This window comes from Pantoea sp. EABMAA-21, from assembly GCF_030053335.1.
GTDB classification, from domain to species: Bacteria; Pseudomonadota; Gammaproteobacteria; order Enterobacterales; family Enterobacteriaceae; genus Pantoea; species Pantoea communis.
The window spans coordinates 158561-184457 of sequence record NZ_JASGBX010000005.1; the positions used below are offsets into that span (position 1 = coordinate 158561).

Here is a 25897-nt window from a genome sequence, read left to right on the forward strand (position 1 = left end):
GTTGATTCAACAGCCCCCTAAATTAGCGGCACAAAAAAAAGCTGGCAAGCACCATTTGGCCTGCCAGCTTCGCTTTTTAACGGTTTTTGCCGTTAATCACTATTTTGCCGTCGCAACCTGCATGCCGTAAGGCGCATTTTCCAGTGCCAGGTTCAGCACTTCTTCAATACGCTTCACAGGATGGATGGTCAGATCGGCAATCACGTTCTGCGGAATCTCTTCCAGATCGCGCTTATTTTCATCCGGGATTAACACGGTTTTGATGCCACCGCGATGCGCGGCCAGCAGCTTCTCTTTCAGACCACCAATTGGCAGCACCTGACCGCGCAGAGTGATCTCACCTGTCATCGCCACATCAGAGCGCACCGGGTTACCGGTCAGACAAGAAACCAGCGCCGTACACATGGCTATACCGGCACTTGGACCATCTTTCGGCGTTGCCCCTTCCGGCACGTGCACGTGGATGTCACGTTTCTCGTGGAAATCCCCGTTGATGCCGAGTTTCTCCGCACGTGCGCGAACCACTGTCAGCGCCGCCTGGATAGACTCCTGCATCACTTCACCCAGTGAGCCGGTATAAGTCAGTTTGCCTTTACCCGGTACGCAGGCGGTTTCAATGGTCAGCAGATCGCCCCCCACTTCCGTCCATGCCAGACCGGTGACCTGACCTACGCGGTTTTCAGTGTCCGCTCGACCATAATCAAAGCGCTGCACGCCCAGGAAGTCGTGAAGGTTTTCACCATTAATCTTGATGCTCTTCTTACTTTTGTCCATCAGCAGCGTTTTCACTGCTTTACGGCACAGCTTGGAGAGTTCACGTTCCAGACTACGCACGCCCGCTTCACGGGTGTAGTAACGGATAATGCCGATGATGGCGCTATCGTCAACACTGATCTCTTTTTCTTTCAGTGCATTACGCTCAATCTGTTTCGGCAGTAAGTGCTGTTTGGCGATATTCAGTTTTTCATCTTCGGTATAACCCGAGAGACGAATCACTTCCATACGATCCAGCAGCGGTGCCGGAATGTTCATGGAGTTAGAGGTCGCCACAAACATCACATCGGAGAGATCGTAATCCACTTCCAGATAGTGATCGTTGAACGCAATGTTCTGCTCTGGATCCAGCACTTCCAAGAGTGCCGAAGCCGGATCGCCACGCATATCGGACGACATCTTATCGATCTCATCCAGCAGGAACAGCGGGTTCTTCACGCCAACTTTCGCCATTTTCTGGATCAGTTTGCCCGGCATAGAACCGATGTAAGTACGGCGATGTCCACGGATTTCCGCTTCATCACGTACACCGCCCAACGCCATACGCACATATTTACGGCCGGTGGCTTTCGCGATCGACTGACCCAGCGAGGTTTTACCCACGCCTGGCGGTCCGACGAGGCACAGAATTGGGCCCTTAATTTTGCTAACGCGACTCTGCACCGCAAGATACTCAAGAATGCGGTCTTTCACGCGTTCCAGACCGTAATGATCGGTATCCAGCGTTTCCTGCGCCTTCAGCAGGTCTTTTTTCACTTTGCTGCGCGCGACCCACGGAACCTGAACCATCCAGTCGATATAACCGCGTACCACGGTGGCTTCTGCGGACATCGGCGACATCATTTTCAGCTTCTGCAGTTCTGCTTCGGCTTTTTCGCGCGCTTCAGTCGGCATTTTTGCCGCTTCAATTTTACGTTTCAGCGCTTCGTATTCGTCCGGCGCATCATCCATTTCGCCCAGCTCTTTCTGAATGGCTTTCATTTGCTCATTCAGATAGTACTCACGCTGGCTTTTCTCCATCTGCTTTTTCACGCGATTGCGAATGCGCTTCTCAACCTGCAGCAGATCGATTTCGGATTCCATCATCGCCATCAGATATTCAAGACGTTCGTTGATGTCGGACATTTCCAGCACTGACTGCTTATCAGCCAGCTTCAGCGGCATATGCGCTGCCACGGTGTCGGCGAGACGCGCCGCATCGTCGATGCTGTTCAGTGAGGTCAAAACCTCAGGAGGAATTTTTTTATTCAGTTTGATGTAGCCTTCAAACTGATTAATCGCCGTACGCACCAGCACTTCCTGCTCACGCTCTTCAATTTCTGGCGAGATCAGGTATTCGGCCTGGGCAACAAAATGGTCGCCATTATCAGCCAGTGTGGTGATGTGCGCACGCTGCAAGCCTTCAACCAGCACTTTCACCGTGCCATCGGGCAGCTTGAGCATCTGCAATACGGAAGCGACGGTCCCTACAGAGAAGAGATCGTTAATACCAGGTTCATCCGTTGAAGCCTCTTTCTGGGCAACCAGCATGATCTTCTTGTCATGATCCATTGCCGCTTCGAGGCAACGAATCGATTTTTCCCGACCAACAAACAACGGAATTACCATGTGCGGATAAACCACCACGTCGCGCAAAGGCAACACGGGGATTTCAATGCGTTCAGAACGCTCAGGATTCATAGAGCTCTCTCTTAGTTTAATGTCCGCCAGGTGATGGGTACCGCGTAAAAGAAGTTTGCAGTTCAACCCACAGGATATTGAGTATATGGGGATGCTTGGTCGACATTCAATGTCAGGGGAGAGAGAAAAACAAAAGGGGAAACATTTTCCCCTTTTTTAAGATAACAACATGGTTAGATTGTTTATTTATTCGCCAGAAGCCTGAGCTTCGTGCTTACCATAAATCAACATCGGCTCGGATTGACCGTCAATCACTGACTCATCAATCACCACTTTTTCCACGTCATCCATCGATGGCAGATCGTACATGGTTTCCAGCAGCGCACCTTCTACGATAGAACGCAGACCACGCGCGCCGGTTTTGCGTGACATCGCTTTCTTAGCGATCGCCGTCAACGCTTCATCACGGAACTCCAGCTCCACACCTTCAAGGTTAAACAGAGCCTGGTACTGTTTGGTCAACGCATTCTTCGGTTCGCGCAGAATCTGAATCAGGGCTTCTTCACTCAATTCACTCAGCGTCGCCACCACCGGCAGACGACCAATGAATTCTGGAATCAGACCAAATTTGATCAGATCTTCTGGCTCAACCTGCGACAGCAACTCGCCTTCGCTGGCTTTTTGCGATTTACCTTTCACCGTAGCGCCGAAGCCGATACCGGATCCGGTTTCCACGCGCTGGGAAATCACTTTGTCAAGGCCAGCAAAAGCACCACCACAAATGAACAGGATCTTAGACGTATCAACCTGCAGGAACTCCTGCTGTGGATGCTTACGTCCACCCTGCGGCGGAACGGCGGCAACGGTACCTTCGATAAGCTTCAGCAACGCCTGCTGTACGCCTTCACCGGAAACGTCACGCGTGATTGACGGGTTATCTGACTTACGAGAAATCTTATCGATTTCATCGATATAAACGATACCGCGCTGTGCTTTCTGCACATCGTAATCACACTTCTGCAGCAATTTCTGGATGATGTTCTCCACATCCTCACCCACATAACCGGCTTCGGTCAGGGTGGTGGCATCCGCCATGGTGAACGGAACATCCAGCAAACGCGCCAGGGTTTCAGCCAGCAAGGTTTTACCGCTACCGGTTGGACCGATCAGCAGAATGTTACTTTTGCCCAGTTCGATTCCATTACTGGTATCGCCGTTGCGCAGACGTTTGTAGTGGTTATAGACCGCTACCGCCAGCACTTTTTTCGCCCTTTCCTGACCGATGACGTAATCATCTAAATGATGACGGATTTCATGCGGTGTCGGCAGTGCACTGCGCTCACGGTGCGGAGCCACTTCTTTAATCTCTTCGCGAATGATGTCGTTGCATAAATCAACACATTCGTCGCAAATATACACTGACGGCCCGGCAATCAGCTTACGGACTTCATGCTGGCTTTTGCCGCAGAAAGAGCAGTACAGCAACTTACCTGAACCGTCTTTGCGCTTATCTGTCATCAGCTAACCTCTTTTCGTTCTCAGACCCAATTTGGTGTACGGCACTGGCCGCACATCAACGGCCGATATTCATGCAACTCATCGTGCTGCCCCGTTAACTATAGCGTAAGGGGCAGCCAGATGTGTCTTATTGGCGATGCGTCAGGATGGAATCGACCAAGCCATACTCTACCGCTTCGCTGGCAGAGAGGAAACGATCGCGCTCAGTGTCGCGTTCGATCTCTTCCAGTGATTTGCCGGTATGTTCAGCCATCAACTCATTCATACGCTGCTTCACTTTCAGAATTTCACGCGCATGGATTTCGATATCCGTCGCCTGGCCCTGATAACCGCCCAGCGGCTGGTGAATCATGACGCGGGAATTCGGCAGGCAGAAGCGCTTACCTTTGGTACCTGCAGTCAGCAGGAACGCACCCATTGAACAAGCCTGACCCATACAAATGGTGCTGACGTCCGGCTTGATAAATTTCATAGTGTCATAAATCGACATCCCGGCAGTAATCACGCCGCCTGGCGAGTTAATGTAGAGATAAATGTCTTTTTCAGGATTCTCAGCTTCCAGAAACAGCATCTGCGCCACGATCAGGTTGGCCATATGATCTTCAACCTGGCCGGTCAGGAAGATCACACGCTCTTTGAGCAGGCGGGAGTAAATGTCGTATGAACGCTCGCCGCGCGAGGTTTGTTCGACCACCATAGGCACCAGCGCCATGTGCGGTGCAGTAAATTCACGATCGCCACTGTATGACATTACCGTCTCCTGATAAATTTCATTGGCAACATTCTGTACCGATATTACGTGAGGCGCGTCGGGAAAACTATGCGCTGCCTTCTCACTCCGACATAACAGGACGGTTAATCAGCCAGTCTCACTGTTTTCATGCATTCTCCCTGTATCTGGGGATGCTGCCCAGTTGTTTCAAGCATAACAACCTTTTGCCCATTCGCTAACACGGAAAAAGAGCTTAGCGAACAATTTGCCGATTAATTAGGCAAATAGAGGACAAATCTATGCGGTTAGCACCCTAAAACGAAAAAGCCCGCGACTTTTCAGTCGCGGGCTTCGCACTTTCGGTTAACTAACGAATCAGGCCGCTGAGGTCTGGTTCATCAGTTCCTGGAAGTTGGTTGCTTTATCGGTCACTTTGGCTTTCGCCAGAACCGCTTCAACAGCCTGCTCTTCCAGCGCAACGTTGCGCATGTTGTTCATCAGCTCGTTGTTCTTGCTGTAGAACTCGATCACTTCCTGCGGGTCTTCGTATGCAGAAGCCATCTCTTCGATCAGCGCTTTAACGCGGTCTTCGTCAGCTTTCAGCTCGTTGATGCGAATCACTTCGCCCAGCAGCAGACCGACAACAACGCGACGTTTAGCCTGCTCTTCGAACAACTCACGTGGCAGTTCGAAAGCTTGCTTCTCGTTGCCACCAAAACGCTGAGCAGCCTGACGACGCAGAACGTCGATTTCGCTGTCGATCAGTGCCACTGGCACGTCGATGTCGTTGGCTTCAACCAGACCATCAATCGCCTGAGATTTCACGCGGTTACGAATAGCGCCTTTCAGCTCACGATCCATGTTCTTACGCACTTCTGCACGCAGACCGGCAACGGAACCATCTTCAACGCCAAAGCGCTTGATGAACTCTTCAGTCAGTTCTGGCAGCTCGCGAGTTTCCACTTTTTTCAGCACGATTTCGAACTTCGCGTCTTTCCCTTTCAGGGTTTCAGCGTGGTAATCGTCCGGGAATTTCACGTCGATAGTGAAGGTTTCGCCCGCTTTGTGGCCAACAACACCTTCTTCGAAGCCTGGGATCATACGACCCTGGCCCATCGCCAGTACGAAGTCAGACGCTTTGCCGCCTTCGAACTCTTCGCCGTCTACTGAACCGGAGAAGTCGATGGTTGCGCGATCTTCAGCAGTCGCTGCTGCATCGCTCTCTTTCCAGGTCGCCTGCTGCTTCTGCAGGGTTTCCAGCATGGTATCAACGTCAGCATCGGTGACTTCAACCACTGGCTTCTCGACTTCGATAGCATCCAGGCCTTTCAGCTCAACTTCAGGATACACTTCGAACTCAACCGCGTAGGTGAAATCTTCACCTTCTTTGTACTCACCTGGCACGTAGTTTGGTGCGCCAGCTGGGTTGATTTTCTCTTTGATGATGGCGTCAACGAAGTTGCGCGTCATCAGCTCGCCCAGCACGTCCTGGCGAACAGAAGCACCGTAGCGCTGAGAAATGATGTTTGCCGGCACTTTGCCTTTACGGAAACCGTCGATACGGACTTTCTTAGCCACTTCCACCAGTTCTTTCTTCACTGCGCTTTCGATGCTGTCAGCTGCAACAGTAATCGAAATGCGACGGCCCAGACCCTGAGTGGTTTCTACTGAAACTGTCATCTTGTTACCTCAAAAAATCACGTGCTCGGTCAACTTCAGACACCACACATTAAATGCGCCGTATCCAACAATCGGGACGGCCTCTGCAGGCAGAACCTAATCCCTGTCACCAGAAGCGTCCCGAAGACATTCCGGAAAAATAGACGCCGCATTATAGCGGCATCGCTGGAATGAGTCGAGGCTGCAAACTCACCACTTTTTAGCGGTTTTGCTGCTTTTTTGCGCCATGGATCGCGTTTGAGGGTAATTGATGAAAAGAAAACGGCCCGCAGGCCGTTTTGAGAGAGGATGAAGTGTGAACTTAGGCGAGGGTACCCGCTCCACGACAGTTCGGTGACGCCAGCACGGTATCTTGCAAGCCATCCCACTCTTTTTGCGTGTAAGTGTGTAGTGCCAGTGCGTGCACGCTCCCTGCTAACTCTTCGGTCAATTCGCCATAAATGGCGCGATGACGCTGCAGGAATCGCTGGCCGGTAAACACATCGCTGACAATCACCACTTTAAAGTGACTTTCAGAACCAGCGGGCACGTTATGACGATAGCTTTCATCATGCACTTCGAGATGTGCAGGTTCGAACGCCTTACGCAGCTTTTCTTCTATTTGTTCGCGAATCATTGTTAACACTCCTCAACGGCGAGCGCTGTGCCCATCTGTTTAAATATTAGTAGGTTTTTTGCCCAACCCGCAGGCGCGCCGGAAATAATTCCTGATCTGCTGCGCATCTTAACGGGCTCATGCGTCAGGTCAATGCTGTTGCATGACCGCCTGTCCGAAAAAAGCCTTTACAATCAATTTCCACTGGCACGGGGCTTTTTTCGCCGTCGCGCAATGCTATGATGGCCGCAGTTTTGCAAACCAACCCATATGCTAACGAGAATGAGTATGTTGAAAAAACTGTTATTCCCTCTGCTGGCTGCGTTTATTTTAGCCGGCTGTGCCAGCAATAACACCACCCTGAACATTCAGCCTAAGATCCAGCTGCCACAGCAAGATCCCGGTCTGATGGGTGCCACCATCAGCGTTAACGGTGCCGATCAGCGTTCCGATCAGGCACTGGCAAAAGTGAATCGTGACGGTCAGTTAGTCACCTTAACACCATCGCGCGATCTGCGTTTCCTGTTACAGGAAGTGCTGGAGAAGCAGATGACAGCACGCGGTTATATGATCGGACCAAACGGTGCGGTTGACCTGCAGATTGTCGTCAATGGTCTTTACGCTGATGTGACACAAGGTAACGTGCGTTACAGCATTACCACCAAAGCTGACATTTCCATCATTGCCACCGCGAAAAACGGTAACAAGCAGGTTAAAAACTATCGTCAGACTTACAGCGTAGAAGGCGCATTCACCGCCACTAACGCGAAGATCACCAACGCGGTCAACTCTACCCTGAGCGACGTGATTGCTGATATGGCGCAGGACACCAGCGTTCACGAATTTATTAAACAGAACGCCCGCTAATTCCTCAGCTATTCTGCCCGGTCATCTTTGGCCGGGCATCATTTCAGGTTGGTTATGACTTCTCACTATCTGCGCATTTTCACCCAACGTAATGCAGCCGTATTACTGCTGCTCGGTTTTGCTTCCGGACTGCCTTTAGCACTCACAGCCGGGACCCTACAGGCGTGGATGACCGTAGAGAATGTCGACCTGAAAACCATCGGTTTCTTCTCCCTTGTCGGCCAGGCATACGTGTTTAAGTTCCTGTGGTCGCCGATGATGGATCGCTATACCCCGCCGTTTCTTGGCCGTCGCCGTGGCTGGCTACTGGTCACTCAACTCGCACTGATCGCCGGTATTATCGCCATGGGCTTTATGCAGCCTTCGCGCGATCTGACGCTGCTGGCTGCCCTGGCCGTGCTGGTTGCCTTCTGTTCTGCATCGCAGGATATCGTGTTTGATGCCTGGAAAACCGATGTGCTACCGCCAGAAGAACGGGGCAGCGGCGCGGCAATTACCGTGCTGGGTTATCGCCTGGCGATGCTGATTTCAGGCGGACTGGCGCTGTGGCTGGCCGATCGCTATCTGGGATGGCAGGCGACTTACTGGTTAATGGCACTGTTGATGTTGCCAGGTTTGATTGCGACATTGCTGGCCAAAGAGCCCGCAGCACCCGCGCGCGAGCCGCACACCCTGCGTCAGGCCGTTTCGTTCCCGCTCAAAGACTTCTTCCTGCGTAACAATGCCTGGCTGCTGATCACCTTAATTATCCTTTATAAGCTGGGTGATGCTTTTGCTGCGTCGCTCACCACCACCTTCCTGATTCGCGGTGTAGGTTTCAGCGCCGGCGATGTCGGACTGGTGAATAAAACGCTGGGATTGCTGGCAACCATCATTGGTGCGCTGTACGGCGGTGTGCTGATGCAACGCCTGAGCCTGTTCCGTGCCCTGATGATTTTCGGCATTCTTCAGGCCGTTTCCAACTTCGCTTACTGGCTATTGGCCGTGACGCCACCTCATTTATGGAGCATGGCGAGCGCGGTGTTCATAGAAAATCTTTGCGGCGGGATGGGCACCGCCGCGTTTGTGGCGCTGCTGATGACATTGTGCAATAAGTCGTTTTCCGCAACGCAGTTCGCGCTGCTCTCGGCGCTTTCTGCCGTCGGGCGTGTCTATGTCGGACCGGCAGCGGGATGGCTGGTTGAGCTGTGGGGCTGGCCGACCTTCTACGCTTTCACTGTGTTCGCTGGCGTGCCTGGCTTATTGCTGTTGTGGATCAGCCGCGGCACTCTGCAAGCCATTCAGCAAGACGGACGTTTTGTCATGCGAAGCCTGTGGCCGCAAGGCTATCGCTGGACAGTGCGCCTGTTTAGCGCCGGCTGTGGCCTGCTGGCGCTCTGGTTAGTGCTGCTGGCACTAAATGCGGCTGACGTCTGGCATGTCAATGCCTTGCTGACTCCGCTTTTTGAGTGGGGCATGGCACTAGCGCTGGTGGCCGTGGCGCTAGGTATGATTCTGGATTGTCTGGCGTTAAGAAAAATGCCGGGAAAAAATCTGAGTTAAGTAATGATAATTTGCCAGCGGCTAAATATTTGGCTAAAAAAATAACAACGAACTCATTTTAACGAATAGCATTTTTTTCATCGCGAAAAAGAAACATTAAATTAACAACCCTGGATTATATTTAAATCCGGTGCGCAATTACTTTGTAGAAAACTCATCACCCAAATGCTACATAATTGTTAAATAAATGAGCATTAATAGTACGGTTTATGCTTTCCCTGATTTTTCTGCGGTTTCTATCATTGTTTTTTGTTATATTGACGCCAACTGCTTGTCGCAATTAATAATTTGTCACCCTGCGCAACATCTGTGACACCCTTAGCAAAAGGTGTCAACAGCCTTCTGACACATCCTTAAGCTGGTTTACACTGCATAAACCTTCCCGTAAAATGCGCGCACACTTAAACGACAATAGAGCCCTTTGTCATTGAGGTCGTTAAATGAGACTCAGGAAATACAATAAAAGTTTGGGGATTTTGTCATTAATTGCAGGCGCTGTATTACTCAGTGGCTGCGATAGTGCGTTGTTAAATCCCAAAGGACAGATTGCACTGGAGCAACGTTCGCTGATTCTGACAGCTTTTGGCTTGATGATGATCGTGGTTATCCCGGCAGTCTTCATGGCAGTATTCTTTGCCTGGAAATATCGGGCAACCAATACTAATGCGACTTATAGCCCTAACTGGTCACACTCTAACAAAGTGGAAGCCGTGGTCTGGACGATTCCAATCCTGATCATTATCTTCCTCGGCGTGCTGACCTGGAAATCAACCCACGCACTTGAGCCAAGCAAACCGCTGGTCTCTGATGTGAAGCCGGTTGAGATCGATGTGGTTGCGCTGGACTGGAAATGGCTGTTTATCTACCCGGAACAGGGTATTGCAACCGTGAACCAGATTGCCTTCCCGGCAAATACTCCGGTGAACTTCAAGATCACCTCCAACTCCGTAATGAACTCCTTCTTTATTCCTACGCTCGGTAGCCAGATCTACGCCATGGCGGGCATGCAGACTAAACTGCACCTGATCGCCAATGAGCCAGGAACATTCGACGGTATCTCTGCGAACTTCAGTGGTCGCGGTTTCTCTGGCATGAAGTTTAAAGCTATTGCAACCAAAGACGATGCGGAATTCCAGCAGTGGGTGGCTAAAGTTAAAGCAGCACCTAACGCGCTGACCACCATGGATGATTTCGAGAAACTGGCTGCGCCAAGCGAAAATCACCCGGTGGAATATTTCTCAACTGCGAATCCAGAACTGTTCAAGCAGGTTATTGATAAGTTCATGATGAGCCACGGGAAGATGGACATGCCAGAGCACAAAGGCATGGACATGAATCACGCCGCTGCTGCGGGAGCCGAGGAATAATACGATGTTCGGAAAATTAACACTGGATGCAGTGCCATACCACGAACCCATTATCGTGGTAACGGTAGCCGCAATCATCTTAGGTGGTCTGGCACTGGTTGCCGCGATTACTTATTTTGGTAAGTGGCAATACCTGTGGTCAGAATGGTTCACCTCCATTGACCACAAAAAACTGGGTATCATGTACATCATCATGGCTTTCGTCATGCTGCTGCGCGGCTTTGCCGATGCAGTAATGATGCGTACCCAACAAGTGATGGCTTCCGCAGGCGAAGCCGGCATATTACCACCGCACCACTACGACCAGATCTTCACCGCGCACGGCGTGATCATGATCTTCTTCGTGGCGATGCCTTTCGTGGTAGGTCTGATGAACATCGCGGTACCGCTGCAAATCGGTGCACGTGACGTTGCCTTCCCGTTCCTGAACAACCTGAGCTTCTGGTTTACTGCGATCGGTGTGATCCTGGTGAACATTTCTCTGGGTGTGGGCGAGTTCGCACAGACTGGCTGGTTGGCTTATCCACCGCTTTCGGGCGCGGAATACAGTCCTGGCGTCGGGGTCGATTATTGGATCTGGAGTCTCCAGCTATCCGGTATCGGTACGACACTGACCGGTATCAACTTCTTCGTGACCATTCTGAAGATGCGTGCACCGGGTATGGACCTGTTCAAGATGCCTGTATTCACCTGGGCATCACTGTGTACCAACGTCCTGATCATCGCTGCGTTCCCGGTTCTGACCGTCACGCTGGCACTGTTGACGCTTGACCGTTACCTCGGCTTCCATTTCTTCACCAATGAAATGGGCGGTAACATGATGATGTACGTCAACCTGATTTGGGTCTGGGGTCACCCGGAAGTATACATCCTCGTTCTGCCGGTATTCGGTGTGTTCGCGGAAGTCACTGCAACCTTCTCCAAAAAGCGTCTGTTCGGTTATACCTCTCTGGTGTGGGCGACCATCGCAATTACCGTTCTGTCGTTCATCGTTTGGCTGCACCACTTCTTCACCATGGGTGCCGGCGCCAACGTTAACGCCTTCTTCGGTATTATGACGATGATCATCGCCATTCCGACCGGCGTGAAAATCTTCAACTGGCTGTTCACCATGTATCAGGGTCGCGTTGAGTTCCACTCAGCGATGCTGTGGACAATCGGCTTCCTGGTCACCTTCTCTATTGGTGGTATGACCGGTGTTCTGCTGGCCGTTCCAGGTGCGGACTTCATTCTGCACAACAGCTTGTTCCTGATTGCACACTTCCATAACGTGATTATCGGTGGTGTGGTGTTCGGTTGTATGGCTGGCGTGACCTACTGGTTCCCGAAAGCATTCGGCTTCACCCTGAACGAAAAATGGGGTATCCGTGCATTCTGGTTCTGGATCATTGGTTTCTTCGTTGCCTTCATGCCGCTGTACGCACTGGGCTTCATGGGTATGACCCGTCGTATCAGCCAGGACATCGATCCTCAGTTCCACTCACTGCTGGTTGTTGCAGCAGGCGGTGCGGCACTGATTGCATGCGGTATCCTGTGCCAGCTGACTCAGTTCTACGTTTCTGTGCGTGACCGCGACCAGAACCGCGATCTGACCGGTGACCCGTGGGGTGGTCGTACGCTGGAGTGGGCAACCTCTTCACCGCCTCCGTTCTATAACTTTGCTGTTATCCCTGAAATCCACGAGCGCGATGCGTTCTGGGAAATGAAAGAGAAAGGCGAAGCCTATAAGCAACCAGAAAAATATGAAGAAATTCATATGCCGAAAAACAGCGGCGCAGCCCTGATTATCGCAGCCTTCATGACTGTGTTTGGTTTCGCGATGATCTGGCATATCTGGTGGCTGGCTGGCCTTACCTTCCTGGCCACAATTGTGACCTGGATTGTGAAGAGCTTCGATGAAGACGTGGATTACTACGTTCCGGTTGCTGAAGTCGAGCAGATCGAGAAGAAGCACTTTGACGAAATCAGCAAAGCAGGTCTGAAATAATGTCAACTGAAACTGCAAAACACCACCACGACGCCCATGCGGAGCATGGGCATCACGATGCAGGAGCCAATAAAGTCTTTGGCTTCTGGATCTACCTGATGAGTGACTGCATTATCTTCGCAACCCTGTTTGCGACCTATGCAGTTATGGTCAATAACACTGCCGGTGGTCCGGCAGGTAAAGACATCTTTGAACTGCCGTTTGTGCTGGTTGAAACCGCGCTGCTGCTGCTCAGCTCCATTACTTATGGAATGGCAGTGATCGCGATGAACAACCAGAACAAAGGTTCAGTCATCAGCTGGTTGGCTCTGACCTTCCTGTTTGGTGCTGGATTCATCGGCATGGAAATCTATGAATTCCATCACCTGATCCTGGAAGGCTTCGGTCCTGACCGCAGTGGTTTCCTGTCCGCGTTCTTTACGCTGGTCGGTACCCACGGTCTGCACGTGACCTCTGGCCTGATCTGGATGGCAGTGATGATGTTCCAGATTTCTAAACGTGGTCTGACTGCAACCAACCGCACCCGCATCATGTGCCTGAGCTTGTTCTGGCACTTCCTGGATGTGGTTTGGATCTGCGTATTCACCGTTGTCTATCTGATGGGAGCCATGTAATGAGTCATTCAGTTAACGAACATGGCGCTTCTCACGGTAGCGTGAAGTCTTACATGATCGGCTTCATCCTCTCTATCATCCTGACCGGTATTCCGTTCTGGATGGTAATGGATGGCGGCGCATCACACGGCACGATTCTGGGTGTGGTTCTGGTGTGTGCGGTGGTTCAGGTGTTAGTGCACCTGGTCTACTTCCTGCACTTAGACAGCAAGTCAGAGGGTGGCTGGAACATGGTGGCGATAGTCTTCTCAGCACTCATCATTCTGATTGTTGTTGTCGGCTCACTGTGGATCATGTGGAACCTCAACTACAACATGATGGCCGACTAAAGAGTCACACGTAATGATTAAGCAATACCTGCAAGTAACAAAACCAGGAATTATTTTCGGCAACTTAATTTCTGTGATCGGTGGATTCTTGCTGGCTTCGAAAGGCAGCATTGATTACCCCCTGTTTCTCTATTCACTGGTGGGCGTTTCGCTGGTTGTCGCATCGGGTTGTGTATTCAACAACGTGATTGACCGCGATATCGATATCAAAATGGAGAGAACGCGGAACCGTGTTCTGGTCAAAGGCCTGATCTCGGCGAAAGTAAGCCTGGTTTATGCAACCGCATTGGGTATTGCTGGCTTTGCGTTGCTGTATTTCGGCGCTAACCCGCTGGCCATGTGGCTGGCGGTGATGGGCTTCGTTGTCTATGTGGGCATTTATAGCCTGTATATGAAACGCAACTCCGTGTATGGCACGCTGATCGGTAGCCTCTCTGGCGCAGCACCGCCAGTGATTGGCTACTGCGCAGTGACCAACCAGTTTGATGCTGGCGCCCTGATCTTATTGGCTATCTTTAGCCTGTGGCAGATGCCGCACTCGTACGCGATTGCGATTTTCCGCTTCAAAGATTATCAGGCGGCTAACATCCCGGTTCTGCCTGTCGTGAAAGGTATCTCGGTAGCCAAAAATCATATTACGCTATACATCCTGGCGTTCATGATTGCTACGCTGATGCTGACACTCGGCGGTTACGCGGGTTACAAGTATCTGGTGGTCGCCGCGGCAGTGAGTGTGTGGTGGTTGGGCATGGCGCTTTCAGGTTACAAAACCTCAAACGATAAAGTTTGGGCGCGTAAACTGTTTGTGTTCTCGATTGTCGCTATCACAGCATTGAGCGTGATGATGTCGGTTGATTTTATGACGCCGGCCTCTAAAGACCTGCTGACTTACGTCTGGTAATACAGCTCCGCAACACCAGAAAGGGCGCGAATTTCGCGCCCTTTCTTTTTGTTACCACTGCTTAACAACAATTGTTTTACCCGCCCTGCCCTGCTCCCTAAAATGAGAGCTAAATGCCCGGAATAATTCGAGATGCAGGAAGGCGGCAAGTGCATGAATCCCTGGGAGCTGACTAAAGTAAGTGACCTGGGTGAACGTGCGCAGCCAACGCATCTGCGGCTTGAAGTATAAAGGGCATAAACTTACAGAGGTTGGAATGAACGACAATAAAATGACGCCAGTAGAGCTTCGGGCTACATGGGGTTTAGGCACAGTTTTTTCCCTGCGCATGCTGGGAATGTTTATGGTCCTGCCGGTACTCACCACGTACGGTATGGCGTTGCAGGGAGCCAGTGAAACCTTAATTGGTCTGGCAATTGGCATCTATGGTCTGGCGCAAGCCGTATTCCAGATTCCGTTTGGTCTGCTGTCCGATCGCGTCGGTCGCAAACCGCTCATAGTTGGCGGGCTGTTAGTGTTCGTGCTGGGCAGTATTATCGCAGCGATGACCACCTCAATCTGGGGCGTGATCCTGGGTCGTGCTTTACAAGGCTCTGGCGCAATTGCCGCTGCCGTGATGGCGCTACTCTCAGATCTCACTCGCGAACAAAACCGCACTAAAGCAATGGCGTTTATTGGCATCAGTTTCGGTGTGACCTTTGCTATTGCGATGGTGGTAGGCCCAATTGTCACCCATGCTCTGGGTTTGCATGCACTGTTCTGGATGATCGCTATTCTGGCCTCGCTGGGCATTGTTATCACGCTATTGGTGGTGCCGAGCGCACCGAATCACGTGCTGAATCGTGAATCCGGCATGGTAAAAGCCAGCATTCGTGAAGTGTTAGCCAACCCTAAACTCCTGAAATTAAACATCGGTATTCTTTGCCTGCATATCCTGCTGATGTCGAGTTTTGTGGCTTTGCCAGGCCAGTTTGAACAAGCGGGCTTCCCGGCATCTGAACACTGGAAAGTCTATCTGGTCACCATGCTGGTCGCTTTCGTTCTGGTGGTGCCTTTCATCATCTATGCCGAAGTGAAACGCCGCATGAAGCGCGTTTTTGTTACCTGCGTGGCACTGATCATTATCGCGGAAATCGTACTGTGGGGTGCGGCTGGTCATTTCTGGACGCTGGTGATTGGCGTGCAGCTATTCTTCCTCGCCTTCAACCTGATGGAAGCCATTCTGCCTTCGCTGATCAGTAAAGAATCACCGCCGGGCTACAAAGGTACAGCGATGGGCATTTACTCCACCAGCCAGTTCATTGGCGTGGCGATTGGCGGCAGCATGGGCGGTTGGATCTTCGGTCACTTTGATGCGCAGACGGTGTTTCTGGTGGGTGCGATTGTCGCGGCAGCCTGGCTGTTTGTGGCGATGTCGATGCAGGAGCCACCTTACGTCAGCAGCCTGCGCATGGTACTCAGTGATGCCGTATTAGCGGTGCCTAACCTTGAGAAGCGTTTAAAAGCGCAGCCGGGTGTCTCTTCAGTATTTATCGTGCCGGAAGAGAAAAGTGCTTACATCAAGATCGACAGTAAAGTGACGAGCCGCGTCGAAATCGAAGCGCTGCTCGCCAGCTGTTAGTTAGTAGTCACACACTCTGTGGCGGCGCGATTAACCGCTCCGCCACAAACCATCACGCTAATTAAAGCGACATATCCACCACGATACGCCCTTCAATTTTTCCCGCATGCATACGCGCAAAAATGTCGTTAATGTTGGTCAACGGTTCAACCGCCACGTTGGCTTTCACTTTGTGACGACCGGCGAAATCCAACGCTTCCTGGAGATCTTTACGCGTGCCCACAATTGAACCGCGCACCGTAATCCCGTCCAGCACCATATCGAAAATCGACAAATCAAATTTGCCCGGTGGCAGACCGTTCAGCACCATGGTGCCGCCACGGCGCATGGTGCCAATCGCCTGCTCAAACGCTTTAGGTGATACGGCCGTAACCAGCACACCATGCGCGCCGCCAAAACTTTCCTGGAACACTTTTGCGGGATCGACGTTCTTCGCATTCGCTACCACACTGGCACCAAGCCGCTTAGCAAACGCCAGCTTCTCATCGTCGATATCAACCGCAGCCACATTCAGTCCCATCGCCACCGCGTACTGCACCGCCATATGACCTAAACCTCCAATACCGGACACCACTACCCAATCGCCTGGCTTGGTATCGGTCATTTTCAGGCCTTTGTACACCGTCACACCGGCACACAGAATTGGTGCGATTTCGTTGTAATCGATGTTTTCCGGGATGATGCCGACATAGTTCGCATCCGCGAGGCAATATTCTGCGAAACTGCCGTTCACCGAATAACCGGCATTCTGCTGTGACAGGCACAGGGTTTCCCAACTATCCAGACAGTGCTCGCAGTGGCCACATGCGGAATAGAGCCACGGCACGCCCACACGATCGCCCAGTTTTAAATGCTTCACACCTTCACCGAGCGCCACTACCTGCCCTACGCCTTCGTGGCCAGGAATAAACGGGGGATTGGGCTTAATCGGCCAGTCGCCTTCGGCGGCATGTAAGTCGGTATGGCACACGCCGGTCGCGGCGATTTTCACCAGAATCTGGCCCGGTCCCACTTGCGGTACTGGCACCTGCTCAATCACTAACGGTTCACCAAAGGCTTTAACAACGGCGGCTTTCATGGTGGTTTTGATTTGCATATTCATCTTTCACTCTTCATTTGATCGGATGCAGACTCAGAACAGGCCCAAAGGCGCGGTGCCATAGCTGACCAGCAGATTTTTGGTTTGTTGGTAGGCGCTAAGCGCCATCTTGTGCGTCTCGCGTCCCACGCCCGATTGCTTGTAGCCACCGAAAGCCGCGTGTGCGGGATAGATGTGATAGCAGTTGGTCCAGACACGACCGGCTTTGATGCCACGTCCCATGCGATACGCCAGATTGGTATCACGCGTCCACACGCCCGCCCCGAGACCAAACTGGGTTTCGTTGGCAATCGACAAGGCTTCCGCTTCATCTTTAAAGGTGGTGATGCCGATAACCGGCCCAAAAATCTCTTCCTGGAAACACCGCATCTGGTTGGTGCCTTTAATCAGGGTTGGCTGGATATAGAATCCGTTATCCAGTTCGGCAGCGACGCTGGCGCGATCGCCTCCGGTTAGAATTTGCCCCCCTTCGTCGCGCGCGATGTTGATGTAAGACAGGATTTTGTCGAATTGCTGACGGGAAGCCTGAGCACCGATCATGGTGTCGGTATCCAGCGGATCGCCCCGACGGATGTTTGCCACTTTCTCCATCACCCGCGCCATAAACGGCTCATAGATCGATTCATGGATCAACGCACGTGATGGACAAGTACAGACCTCGCCCTGGTTGAAGAAACCGAGCACCAGCCCTTCCACCGCTTTTTCGATAAAGTCCGATTCACCGTCCATCACATCGGCAAAGTAGATGTTCGGCGACTTGCCGCCCAACTCGACGGTGCAAGGAATGATGTTTTCAGCCGCGCACGCCATAATATGACGGCCCACTGGCGTAGAACCGGTGAAAGCGATTTTGGCGATACGTTTGCTGGTGGCCAGCGCTTCACCGGCTTCACGGCCAAAGCCCTGCACCACGTTAAGCACGCCGGCCGGGAACAGATCGCCGATCAGCTCCATCAGCAAGGTGATCGCCAGCGGGGTTTGCTCAGCCGGTTTCAGCACCACGCAGTTACCCGCCGCCAGCGCCGGAGCCAGTTTCCATGCCGCCATTAACAGCGGGAAGTTCCACGGGATGATCTGCCCGACCACGCCCAGCGGTTCATGGAAGTGATAGGCAACGGTGGTTTCATCAATCTCAGCGGTGCTGCCTTCCTGCGCACGCAGACAACCGGCGAAGTAGCGGAAGTGATCCACCGCCAGCGGTAGATCGGCGTTGAGGGTTTCACGGATCGGCTTGCCGTTGTCCCAGCTCTCCGCCACAGACAACATTTCGAGGTTTTGTTCAATGCAGTCGGCCACCTGCAGCAGCAGATTGGCCCGATGTTGCACGCTGGTTTTTCCCCAGGCGTCAGCGGCCTGATGAGCAGCGTCCAGTGCTAAATCGATATCCCGCGCGTCAGAACGCGGAAACTGCGCAATATCGCTGCCATCAACAGGCGAGGTGTTCGTAAAATACTGGCCGCTGAGCGGCTCTGTGAATTTGCCCGCAATAAAATTGCCGTAGGTCGCTTTAAAAGTGACCAAAGCGCCGGGCGTGCCGGGATGTGCATAACGCATCGCAAACTCCTTCGTGTAGGGTCGTTTATTGTTAGCTGGCAGCGGCAACCTGTGGGTCAACAGATTGAACAGCCCGCTGCCGTACATACCTATTGCAGCGGGCGTGCCAGTTTTTTTCAGCTTGCGAATTTTCGAAAAATCGTTTTATCTATCATCAATTTATAAAACCAATAGCCCTTTTAAACGCACGGTTTCTGCCACCAAAATCCTCATCTGTGTTGCGTATCGCAACACCGCAGAAACCAAGCCGCTACAATGCTGCAACACTTTCGCTTAGGCATGAGGTTACCAATGCAGGGAAATTCAGCCGCGTCTGCCGTTAATACCAACCCGCTGTTAAGCGACTCCTGGTTTCGTAGCCAGCTGTATGGTCTCGACCGCACCGCCGATGATTTTCCTCGCGTCCGCCAGGGTGAGCTGGCTGATGTGCTGGCCAGTAATGCCGGGCTGCAACAATTTGCCCAACCGGTGATCAAACAGCTGGCGCAGAAACTGGCGGAAAAACAATCCGTAGTGATTCTTTCTGATGCCACCGGACTGGTACTGAATACCTTTGGCGACATGCAATCGATGGAGAAAGCGCAGCGATTCGCCCTCGCCCCTGGCAATTTGTGGAGCGAATGCGGGCGCGGCACCAATGCGATTGGCACCGCGCTAGCGATTGACGATGGCTGTGAAATTGAAGGCCAGCAACATTTTCTCACCTTGAATCAGGGGCTCTACTGCGCCGCCATGCCGTTGCAAATGCCCAACGGTCAGATTGCGGGCGTGCTGGATATCTCTGGCCCAGCGCACTTCCCGCATCCGCAAACGTTTCAATGGGTCAAAGCCGCCGCTAAACAGATCGAGTATTTGTGGGTTAAGCAAAGCCTGCATCCCCAACAATGGTTGATGAGCCTGCACGTTGAGCCGCACGGCATTGATACCAGTGATGAGTTGCTGCTGGTGTTCTCCGATAATGTGCTCACCGCCGCAAACCGCCTGGCGATGCGTGAACTCAATCTCACCACCGGGCAGTTGGGCACCCTGACATTCCAGCAGCTGTTTGATCAGCTCGAACAGCAGGCCAACACCATTCCTTTACCGATTCATTTTGCACAACAGCGCTACTACTTCCGCCTGCGCGCTCCGCACCGCACCCACTTTGCTACGCCAAGTGAACCCAGCGTGGATATTCCCTTCTCACTGGGTCGCGATGGCGAGAAAATGGTGCGTCTTATGAATGCCGGTGTGTCGTTGTGCATTCACGGTGAAACCGGCAGCGGTAAAGAGTATGTCAGCCGTGCGCTGCATCAGCAGAGTCGCTGGCGTGATGGGAAGTTTGTCGCCATCAACTGTGCTGCCATTCCGGAAGCGTTGATTGAATCCGAGCTATTTGGTTATCAGCCTGGTGCCTTTACCGGAGCCAGCAAAAATGGCTACATCGGTAAAATCCGCGAGGCGGATGGTGGCGTGCTGTTTCTTGATGAAATTGGAGATATGCCGCTGGCGCTACAAACCCGTTTGCTGCGCGTGCTGCAAGAAAAAGAGGTCGCGCCGCTCGGTTCCAGTCGCAGCTGGCCGGTGAATTTTGCCGTGATCTGCGCCACGCACCGTGATTTGGCGCAGCGTGTGGCCGAGGGCGAGTTCCGCGAGGATCTTCTCTATCGCTTGCAGGAATTTTCCATGACCATCCCGCCGTTGCGTGCCTGGCCAGATATCGAAGACTTTATTGGTCGGTTGTGGATTGAGCTGGGCGGCGCAGATCGCGATATCCAGCTTTCTCCCGCCTTGCTGGCATCGCTGGCACAATTGCCATGGCCGGGCAACGTGCGGCAATTGCGCAGTCTGTTGCGCGTGCTGCTGGCGTTGGCGGACGAAGGGGAAGAAGTCACTGATGTGCATTTGCCAGCCGAATATCGCCGAGCAGCGGCGGTGCCAGCGGAAGATAAGCAGAGCCATGATGAGCGGCTGATTAGCGAAACGCTCCAACGCTTCAATGGCAATATCAGTAAAACGGCGGAGGCATTAGGTGTCGCGCGCAGCACGCTCTATCGTCGTGCCGCACGCGACAAACGCGATTAGTCGCGGAAGTTCTTGAACTGGAAGGGCTGACCAAGGTTGCCACCGCGCACCAGCGCCATTGCACCCTGCAAATCATCACGTGATTTACCGGTCACGCGCAGCTCTTCACCCTGAATCTGCGTTTGCACTTTCAGCTTGCTGTCTTTAATCAGCTTCACCAGCTTTTTAGCGATATCGCTTTCGATACCCTTTTTCAGCTTGGCTTCTACGCTCCAGCTTTTACCGCTGTGAATGATCTCTTCTGGCACTTCAATCGCTGCGCCTTCAATGCCGCGTTTCAGCAGCTTTTCACGCAAAATATCCACCAGCTGTTTAACCTGGAAATCAGATTCGCTGGTGATTTTGATGGTCTCATTCTTTTCGTTAAGCTCAATGCTGGCGCTCACGTTGCGGAAATCGAAACGGGTTGAGATTTCACGGCTGGCATTCTCCACCGCATTACGCACTTCCGGCAGTTCGACTTCGGAAACGATATCGAAAGATGGCATCTTTTCTTCTCCTGATACTAAAGTGACATGCATAATACGCGTCTTATGGCGCTAATTAAACACGATACGCGGAAAGCTATACTTAACGATGTCGTGAAATTGAGAACCCGTCAGCGGGAGGCAAAATGAAAATTACCGTGTTGGGTTGTGGCGCCCTGGGTCAAATTTGGCTCGCCGCGCTCGCACGTCAGGGACATGAGGTTCAGGGCTGGTTGCGCGTGCCGCAGCCCTATTGCTCGGTGAACGTAATTGATCCGCAAGGACAAGTCAGCAATCACACGTTTATCGCCAACGATCCGCTGTTTCTTGCCGAAAGCCAGCTGTTGCTGGTGACACTTAAAGCGCCACAGGTTTCCCCGGCGGTCAAAAACCTGCAAAGCATCCTGCCTGCTCATGCTGCCATTTTGTTATTGCACAATGGCATGGGCACGCTGGAAGAGCTGAAGGAGTTGCAGCAACCGCTGCTGCGCGGCATTACCACCCACGCGGCGATGCGCGATGGCACGGTGATCAAACACGTTGCGCAGGGCATCACACATATCGGTCCCACCGGACGTGAAAGTGCCGCGATGAGCGATATCGCCGATATCCTGCATCAGGCGCTGCCGGACGTGGCCTGGCATGACAACATTGCTTCTGCCAGCTGGCGCAAACTGGCGGTGAACTGCGTGATTAATCCGCTTACCGTTGAACACGATTGCCAGAACGGTGCCCTGCGTGCCTGGCCGCAGCAGATTGCCTCGCTGTGTGAAGAGATTGCCTGGGTGATGGAGCGTGAAGGCCAGCACATTGCGGTCGATAACCTGCGCGACATCATTTATGACGTCATCGACAGCACCGCAGCGAATACCTCCTCAATGTTGCAGGATGTGCGCGCCCAGCGCCTGACAGAAATTGACTACATCACCGGCTACCTGCTGCGCCGCGCTCGCGCGCAGGGCATTGCGCTGCCGGAGAACACCCGTTTGTACGATCTGATTAAACGCAAGGAGTCCCAATATGAGCGCGACCGCATCGGTTCTGGTTTGCCTGGCACATGGCAGTGAAGAGATTGAAGCTGTCACCACTATCGACCTGCTGGTCCGCGCGGGCTTAAGCGTCACCACCGCCAGTGTCGAAAGCGATGGCACGCGCGAGATCGTCTGCTCACGCGGCGTGCGCCTGCTGGCCGATGCGCCACTGGTTGAGGTGGCGGATAACGATTATGACGCCGTGGTGCTGCCTGGCGGCCTCAAGGGCGCAGAGACCTTCCGTGACAGCCCACTGCTGGTGGAAACCGTACGCCAGTTCCATCTGGCAGGGAAAATCGTTGCCGCGATTTGTGCCGCACCTGGCACGGTGCTGATTCCGCACGATCTGTTCCCGGTAGGCAATATGACCGGCTTTCCTGGCTTGCGCGACACTATCCCTGACAAACACTGGATGGATCGCCGTGTGGTATGGGATCCGCGCGTCAACCTGCTATCCAGCCAGGGTCCAGGCACTTCGATTGATTTTGCACTGAAGCTGATTGATCTGCTGGTGGATAAAGAGAAAGCGCGTGAAGTGGCGTCACAGTTGGTATTAGCGGCGGGGATTTATAACTATCAGGAATTTGAAGAGCGTGAATAACCGCATTGTCATGCAGTAGAAAGCACTTAACGGTAGCGGCGCAATGTATTGCGCATGTCACAGTGGCAAGGTGCCGAGTGTGACACGCGCGATGAATCACGCCGTTACCAGGTTATCACCGTTACGGACGATAGACCTTCACGTTTTTAAAGCCTTGCTCATGCAGATACAACGCCTGTAAACGGCTCATCACGCCGCGATCGCAATACAGCAGCCAGGTTTTGTTCTGATCCAAATCGCCGAACTGTGTGCTCAATTTGTAGAACGGCAGAGATTTCACATCCACGCCTTCCAGCGCCAGCGGTGATGCCTCTTGCTCATCCACAGAACGGATATCCAGCACCACATCCTCTGCGGTGAACGAGACCACCGTCTCCACTTCCACCACTTCTTGCTGTGCCTTCTCCGCAATCTCGCGGATATCGACGTTGCTGGCTTCCTGCACCATGCGATTGAGGATCTCGAAATCGAAGTTTTGCTCTTCCGCTTCGATCTTCGCCTTCACCGCTTTCACCGTTGGGCTTTTCGAAATCACACCGCAATATTCCGGCATGGTTTTGGCGAAATCTTCGGTGCCGATATGGCGCGCCAAATCGATGATGTGCTCTTTATCATGCGAGATCAGTGGACGCAGGATCAGGGTATCCGAGGCGTTATCAATCAGACGCAGGTTGGTCAGTGTCTGGCTCGATACCTGGCCCAGCGCTTCACCGGTCACCAGCGCCTGAACGCCGTAGCGCTCAGCGACCATCGACGCTGCACGCACCATCATGCGCTTCAGCACGACGCCCATCTGGCCGTCGTCCACTTTCTCTAAGATCTCGCCCACCACCGGCTCGAAGTTGATCGCCACGAAGCGCACGCGATGCGAACGACCATAACGCTGCCACAGATAATGCGCGACCTGACGCACGCCGATTTCATGCGCGGCACCGCCGAGATTGAAGAAGCAGTAGTGCACGCGGCAACCACGACGCATCAGCATATAGCTGGAAACGCCGGAGTCGAAGCCACCTGAAATCAGTGACAACACATCTTCTTGCGTCCCAATGGGGAAACCACCCAGCCCTTCATAACGGCCGGTGATCAGCAGCAGACGATCGTCTTCGATCTCGAGATTGACCGTCACATCGGGATTTTTCAACTGCACGCGTGCAGTCTCAATGTGCTGATTGAGACCGCCACCCACGTAACGCTCAACCTCAATCGAGCTGAAGCTGTGTTTGCCACGACGCTTCACGCGCACGCAGAAACTTTTCCCTTCCAGACGTTCGCGATTCAGTGCCAGCGTCTGCTCGAAGATATCGTGCATATCGGTGTAAGGCTGATCCTCAACCTCCAGTACATGGTGAATACCGGGGATGCGCGTCAGTTCATCAATAACGACGGTACGCAGCGCTTCTTTCTTAGCGCGCACTTCAATATGGTCCCAGTGGCGCACCACGGCGATTTCGTCGTCGACAGTACGCAGGGTATTGCGGATGTTACCGGTCAGGATCTTGATAAAGCGCAAACGCACCGACTGACTTTTGATGGTGATTTCAGGGAAGAGCTTAATGATAAACTTCATGGCGACACAGCTTCGTTGGGCAAATAAGTGCTAAAACCATCGGCACTTAACTGGTAAAATCATATAATTACGGGTAACGCAGAGGCGCCCGCATCCGAGGCGCAAAAGTATACCACCTTTGTCAGATGACCGCTTCTGCAACCGCAATCACATTCATTATTTTGCTAATTAATCCTCGTCGGCTACCATGACCGATTGCAAGATGATTCCTAACCTGTGAGTCGACACTGATTATGCCGAAAAAAGCCGAAGCGCCAGCCAGTTTTGAAAGCGCATTACAGCAGCTGGAACAAATCGTCAGCCGTCTGGAAAGTGGTGAACTGCCGCTGGAAGAAGCACTGAACGAATTTGAACGCGGCGTACAGCTGGCACGCACCGGTCAGCAAACCCTGCAGCAGGCTGAACAGCGCGTGCAGATCCTGCTCAGCGATGACAAAGATGCCGCGCTCGCGCCGTTCACGCCGGAAAATGACTGATGGATTTCGCCAAATTACTCAACGCGTATCACGAACGCGTCAATCTGGCGTTGACACGCTTAATAGATCCACTTCCTTTTCAGAGTTCTCCTCTGGTGCAATCCATGCAATATGGGGCACTATTAGGCGGTAAGCGTCTGCGTCCATTTTTGGTTTACGCCACGGGCGAGATGTTAAAGGCCGATGCGGCCAGCCTGGATGCCCCGGCCGCTGCCGTTGAGTGCATTCATGCTTACTCTCTGATTCATGATGATCTGCCCGCGATGGATGACGATGCGTTACGTCGCGGACAGCCAACCTGCCATATAAAATATGGTGAAGATACAGCAATTCTCGCTGGTGATGCGTTGCAAACCCTGGCGTTTTCGATTCTGGCCGATGAGCCGATGCCCGGCGTCAGCCCGCAAGATCGCATTGCGATGATCTCCGAACTGGCTCAGGCCAGCGGTGTGGCAGGCATGTGCGGTGGCCAGGCGCTGGATCTCGCCGCAGAAGGCAAGCACATTGACCTCGCCCAGCTCGAGCAGATTCATCGTCATAAAACTGGCGCTTTGATTCGCGCTGCAGTGCGTCTTGGCGCATTGACGGCGGGTGAACGTGGCCGTGCGGCACTTCCGGTCCTGGATACCTACGCCAACGCCATCGGACTGGCGTTCCAGGTGCAGGATGACATTCTTGATGTGGTGGGCGATACCGCGGTGCTGGGCAAAACTCAGGGCGCGGATCAGGCATTGGGTAAGAGCACTTATCCGGCGCTGATGGGACTGGATAATGCCCGCAGTAAAGCGTGGGATCTTTATCAGGAAGCACTGGGCGCGTTAGAGATTCTGGCGGCGCAGTCCTACAACACCACCGCATTACAAGCACTGGCAAGCTTCATAATTGAACGCGATAAATAACTTTCATAA

General features: G+C 52.8%; 22 protein-coding genes. 13 read left to right on the forward strand and 9 right to left on the reverse strand.

Annotated elements, in window-relative coordinates; genetic code table 11:
* Positions 1-99: 99 nt before the first annotated feature.
* From lon to bolA, 5 genes are all read right to left on the reverse strand, one after another.
* The gene (lon, locus tag QMZ65_RS09580; protein WP_034828111.1) at positions 100-2454 is read right to left on the reverse strand and encodes an endopeptidase La; all 2355 of its coding nucleotides are present in this window, start codon (positions 2452-2454) and stop codon (positions 100-102) included.
* 186 nt (positions 2455-2640) lie between these two features.
* Entirely contained in the window at positions 2641-3912 is a 1272-nt protein-coding gene (clpX, locus tag QMZ65_RS09585) for an ATP-dependent protease ATP-binding subunit ClpX (protein WP_034828109.1), read from the reverse strand.
* A gap of 127 nt (positions 3913-4039) precedes the next feature.
* A complete protein-coding gene (gene clpP, locus QMZ65_RS09590) occupies positions 4040-4663 on the reverse strand; it encodes an ATP-dependent Clp endopeptidase proteolytic subunit ClpP (RefSeq protein WP_008103933.1) in 624 nt (207 codons plus the stop codon).
* A 336-nt stretch (positions 4664-4999) separates the two neighbouring features.
* Entirely contained in the window at positions 5000-6304 is a 1305-nt protein-coding gene (tig, locus tag QMZ65_RS09595) for a trigger factor (protein WP_045833927.1), read from the reverse strand.
* A gap of 301 nt (positions 6305-6605) precedes the next feature.
* Positions 6606-6920, reverse strand: coding sequence for a transcriptional regulator BolA (bolA, locus tag QMZ65_RS09600; RefSeq protein ID WP_034828103.1), 315 nt, complete (start codon positions 6918-6920; stop codon positions 6606-6608).
* A gap of 267 nt (positions 6921-7187) precedes the next feature.
* On the opposite strand from bolA, the gene QMZ65_RS09605 reads away from it, so the two are divergent.
* The 8 genes from QMZ65_RS09605 (at position 7188) to QMZ65_RS09640 (ending at position 16127) form a co-directional block, all read left to right on the forward strand.
* A complete protein-coding gene (locus QMZ65_RS09605; protein WP_034828101.1) occupies positions 7188-7766 on the forward strand; it encodes a lipoprotein in 579 nt (192 codons plus the stop codon).
* Positions 7767-7820: 54 nt separating this feature from the next.
* Positions 7821-9308: a muropeptide MFS transporter AmpG gene (gene ampG, locus QMZ65_RS09610; RefSeq protein ID WP_283215906.1), complete on the forward strand. Its 1488-nt coding sequence runs from the start codon at positions 7821-7823 to the stop codon at positions 9306-9308.
* 440 nt (positions 9309-9748) lie between these two features.
* On the forward strand, positions 9749-10675 hold the full coding sequence (gene cyoA / locus QMZ65_RS09615; protein ID WP_034828097.1) for a cytochrome o ubiquinol oxidase subunit II: 927 nt from the start codon (positions 9749-9751) through the stop codon (positions 10673-10675).
* 4 nt (positions 10676-10679) lie between these two features.
* Positions 10680-12662: a cytochrome o ubiquinol oxidase subunit I gene (gene cyoB, locus QMZ65_RS09620; RefSeq protein ID WP_034828096.1), complete on the forward strand. Its 1983-nt coding sequence runs from the start codon at positions 10680-10682 to the stop codon at positions 12660-12662.
* Positions 12662-13276 carry a cytochrome o ubiquinol oxidase subunit III gene (locus QMZ65_RS09625; protein WP_038648564.1) on the forward strand — a complete coding sequence of 205 codons (615 nt, stop codon included), beginning with the start codon at positions 12662-12664 and terminating at the stop codon, positions 13274-13276. Before cyoB ends, QMZ65_RS09625 begins: the two co-directional genes overlap by 1 nt.
* Complete coding sequence (locus QMZ65_RS09630) at positions 13276-13605, forward strand: cytochrome o ubiquinol oxidase subunit IV (RefSeq protein ID WP_034828092.1); 330 nt, start codon at positions 13276-13278, stop codon at positions 13603-13605. The genes QMZ65_RS09625 and QMZ65_RS09630 overlap by 1 nt, the downstream gene beginning before the upstream one ends.
* Before the next feature lie 13 nt (positions 13606-13618).
* Entirely contained in the window at positions 13619-14506 is an 888-nt protein-coding gene (cyoE, locus tag QMZ65_RS09635) for a heme o synthase (protein ID WP_034828090.1), read from the forward strand.
* A gap of 256 nt (positions 14507-14762) precedes the next feature.
* On the forward strand, positions 14763-16127 hold the full coding sequence (locus tag QMZ65_RS09640; protein WP_034828088.1) for an MFS transporter: 1365 nt from the start codon (positions 14763-14765) through the stop codon (positions 16125-16127).
* Between the two features lie 61 nt (positions 16128-16188).
* On the opposite strand, the gene adhP is transcribed toward QMZ65_RS09640, so the two are convergent.
* A complete protein-coding gene (adhP, locus tag QMZ65_RS09645) occupies positions 16189-17223 on the reverse strand; it encodes an alcohol dehydrogenase AdhP (RefSeq protein ID WP_176505736.1) in 1035 nt (344 codons plus the stop codon).
* Positions 17224-17259: 36 nt separating this feature from the next.
* Positions 17260-18780 (reverse strand): acetaldehyde dehydrogenase ExaC, encoded by a 1521-nt coding sequence (gene exaC / locus QMZ65_RS09650; RefSeq protein ID WP_097117493.1) that lies wholly within the window; start codon positions 18778-18780, stop codon positions 17260-17262.
* Positions 18781-19071: 291 nt separating this feature from the next.
* Between exaC and QMZ65_RS09655 the strand changes: the two genes are divergently transcribed.
* Positions 19072-20844, forward strand: coding sequence for a sigma-54-dependent Fis family transcriptional regulator (locus tag QMZ65_RS09655; protein WP_283215907.1), 1773 nt, complete (start codon positions 19072-19074; stop codon positions 20842-20844).
* On the opposite strand, the gene QMZ65_RS09660 is transcribed toward QMZ65_RS09655, so the two are convergent.
* Complete coding sequence (locus QMZ65_RS09660) at positions 20841-21332, reverse strand: YajQ family cyclic di-GMP-binding protein (protein ID WP_034831052.1); 492 nt, start codon at positions 21330-21332, stop codon at positions 20841-20843. The two genes, QMZ65_RS09655 and QMZ65_RS09660, sit on opposite strands and share 4 nt — an antisense overlap.
* Before the next feature lie 125 nt (positions 21333-21457).
* Here QMZ65_RS09660 and panE point away from each other — a divergent pair, with 125 nt between their 5' ends.
* Together panE and yajL are read left to right on the forward strand one after the other, a co-directional pair.
* A complete protein-coding gene (gene panE, locus QMZ65_RS09665; protein WP_283215908.1) occupies positions 21458-22378 on the forward strand; it encodes a 2-dehydropantoate 2-reductase in 921 nt (306 codons plus the stop codon).
* Positions 22332-22943, forward strand: coding sequence for a protein deglycase YajL (gene yajL, locus QMZ65_RS09670; RefSeq protein WP_097117495.1), 612 nt, complete (start codon positions 22332-22334; stop codon positions 22941-22943). The genes panE and yajL overlap by 47 nt, the downstream gene beginning before the upstream one ends.
* A gap of 121 nt (positions 22944-23064) precedes the next feature.
* Here yajL and thiI read toward each other — a convergent pair whose 3' ends face one another.
* Positions 23065-24513: a tRNA uracil 4-sulfurtransferase ThiI gene (gene thiI, locus QMZ65_RS09675; protein WP_283215909.1), complete on the reverse strand. Its 1449-nt coding sequence runs from the start codon at positions 24511-24513 to the stop codon at positions 23065-23067.
* A 233-nt stretch (positions 24514-24746) separates the two neighbouring features.
* On the opposite strand from thiI, the gene xseB reads away from it, so the two are divergent.
* Together xseB and ispA are read left to right on the forward strand one after the other, a co-directional pair.
* Positions 24747-24989 (forward strand): exodeoxyribonuclease VII small subunit, encoded by a 243-nt coding sequence (xseB, locus tag QMZ65_RS09680; protein ID WP_034831045.1) that lies wholly within the window; start codon positions 24747-24749, stop codon positions 24987-24989.
* Positions 24989-25888 (forward strand): (2E,6E)-farnesyl diphosphate synthase, encoded by a 900-nt coding sequence (gene ispA, locus QMZ65_RS09685; protein ID WP_034831043.1) that lies wholly within the window; start codon positions 24989-24991, stop codon positions 25886-25888. Before xseB ends, ispA begins: the two co-directional genes overlap by 1 nt.
* Positions 25889-25897: the final 9 nt, after the last annotated feature.

Coding starts and splice junctions, on each gene's coding strand:
- lon (WP_034828111.1), bottom strand. CDS start 2,454: ATGAATCCTGAGCGTTCTGAACGCATTGAAATCCCCGTGTTGCCTTTG.
- clpX (WP_034828109.1), bottom strand. CDS start 3,912: ATGACAGATAAGCGCAAAGACGGTTCAGGTAAGTTGCTGTACTGCTCT.
- clpP (WP_008103933.1), bottom strand. CDS start 4,663: ATGTCATACAGTGGCGATCGTGAATTTACTGCACCGCACATGGCGCTG.
- tig (WP_045833927.1), bottom strand. CDS start 6,304: ATGACAGTTTCAGTAGAAACCACTCAGGGTCTGGGCCGTCGCATTTCG.
- bolA (WP_034828103.1), bottom strand. CDS start 6,920: ATGATTCGCGAACAAATAGAAGAAAAGCTGCGTAAGGCGTTCGAACCT.
- QMZ65_RS09605 (WP_034828101.1), top strand. CDS start 7,188: ATGTTGAAAAAACTGTTATTCCCTCTGCTGGCTGCGTTTATTTTAGCC.
- ampG (WP_283215906.1), top strand. CDS start 7,821: ATGACTTCTCACTATCTGCGCATTTTCACCCAACGTAATGCAGCCGTA.
- cyoA (WP_034828097.1), top strand. CDS start 9,749: ATGAGACTCAGGAAATACAATAAAAGTTTGGGGATTTTGTCATTAATT.
- cyoB (WP_034828096.1), top strand. CDS start 10,680: ATGTTCGGAAAATTAACACTGGATGCAGTGCCATACCACGAACCCATT.
- QMZ65_RS09625 (WP_038648564.1), top strand. CDS start 12,662: ATGTCAACTGAAACTGCAAAACACCACCACGACGCCCATGCGGAGCAT.
- QMZ65_RS09630 (WP_034828092.1), top strand. CDS start 13,276: ATGAGTCATTCAGTTAACGAACATGGCGCTTCTCACGGTAGCGTGAAG.
- cyoE (WP_034828090.1), top strand. CDS start 13,619: ATGATTAAGCAATACCTGCAAGTAACAAAACCAGGAATTATTTTCGGC.
- QMZ65_RS09640 (WP_034828088.1), top strand. CDS start 14,763: ATGAACGACAATAAAATGACGCCAGTAGAGCTTCGGGCTACATGGGGT.
- adhP (WP_176505736.1), bottom strand. CDS start 17,223: ATGCAAATCAAAACCACCATGAAAGCCGCCGTTGTTAAAGCCTTTGGT.
- exaC (WP_097117493.1), bottom strand. CDS start 18,780: ATGCGTTATGCACATCCCGGCACGCCCGGCGCTTTGGTCACTTTTAAA.
- QMZ65_RS09655 (WP_283215907.1), top strand. CDS start 19,072: ATGCAGGGAAATTCAGCCGCGTCTGCCGTTAATACCAACCCGCTGTTA.
- QMZ65_RS09660 (WP_034831052.1), bottom strand. CDS start 21,332: ATGCCATCTTTCGATATCGTTTCCGAAGTCGAACTGCCGGAAGTGCGT.
- panE (WP_283215908.1), top strand. CDS start 21,458: ATGAAAATTACCGTGTTGGGTTGTGGCGCCCTGGGTCAAATTTGGCTC.
- yajL (WP_097117495.1), top strand. CDS start 22,332: ATGAGCGCGACCGCATCGGTTCTGGTTTGCCTGGCACATGGCAGTGAA.
- thiI (WP_283215909.1), bottom strand. CDS start 24,513: ATGAAGTTTATCATTAAGCTCTTCCCTGAAATCACCATCAAAAGTCAG.
- xseB (WP_034831045.1), top strand. CDS start 24,747: ATGCCGAAAAAAGCCGAAGCGCCAGCCAGTTTTGAAAGCGCATTACAG.
- ispA (WP_034831043.1), top strand. CDS start 24,989: ATGGATTTCGCCAAATTACTCAACGCGTATCACGAACGCGTCAATCTG.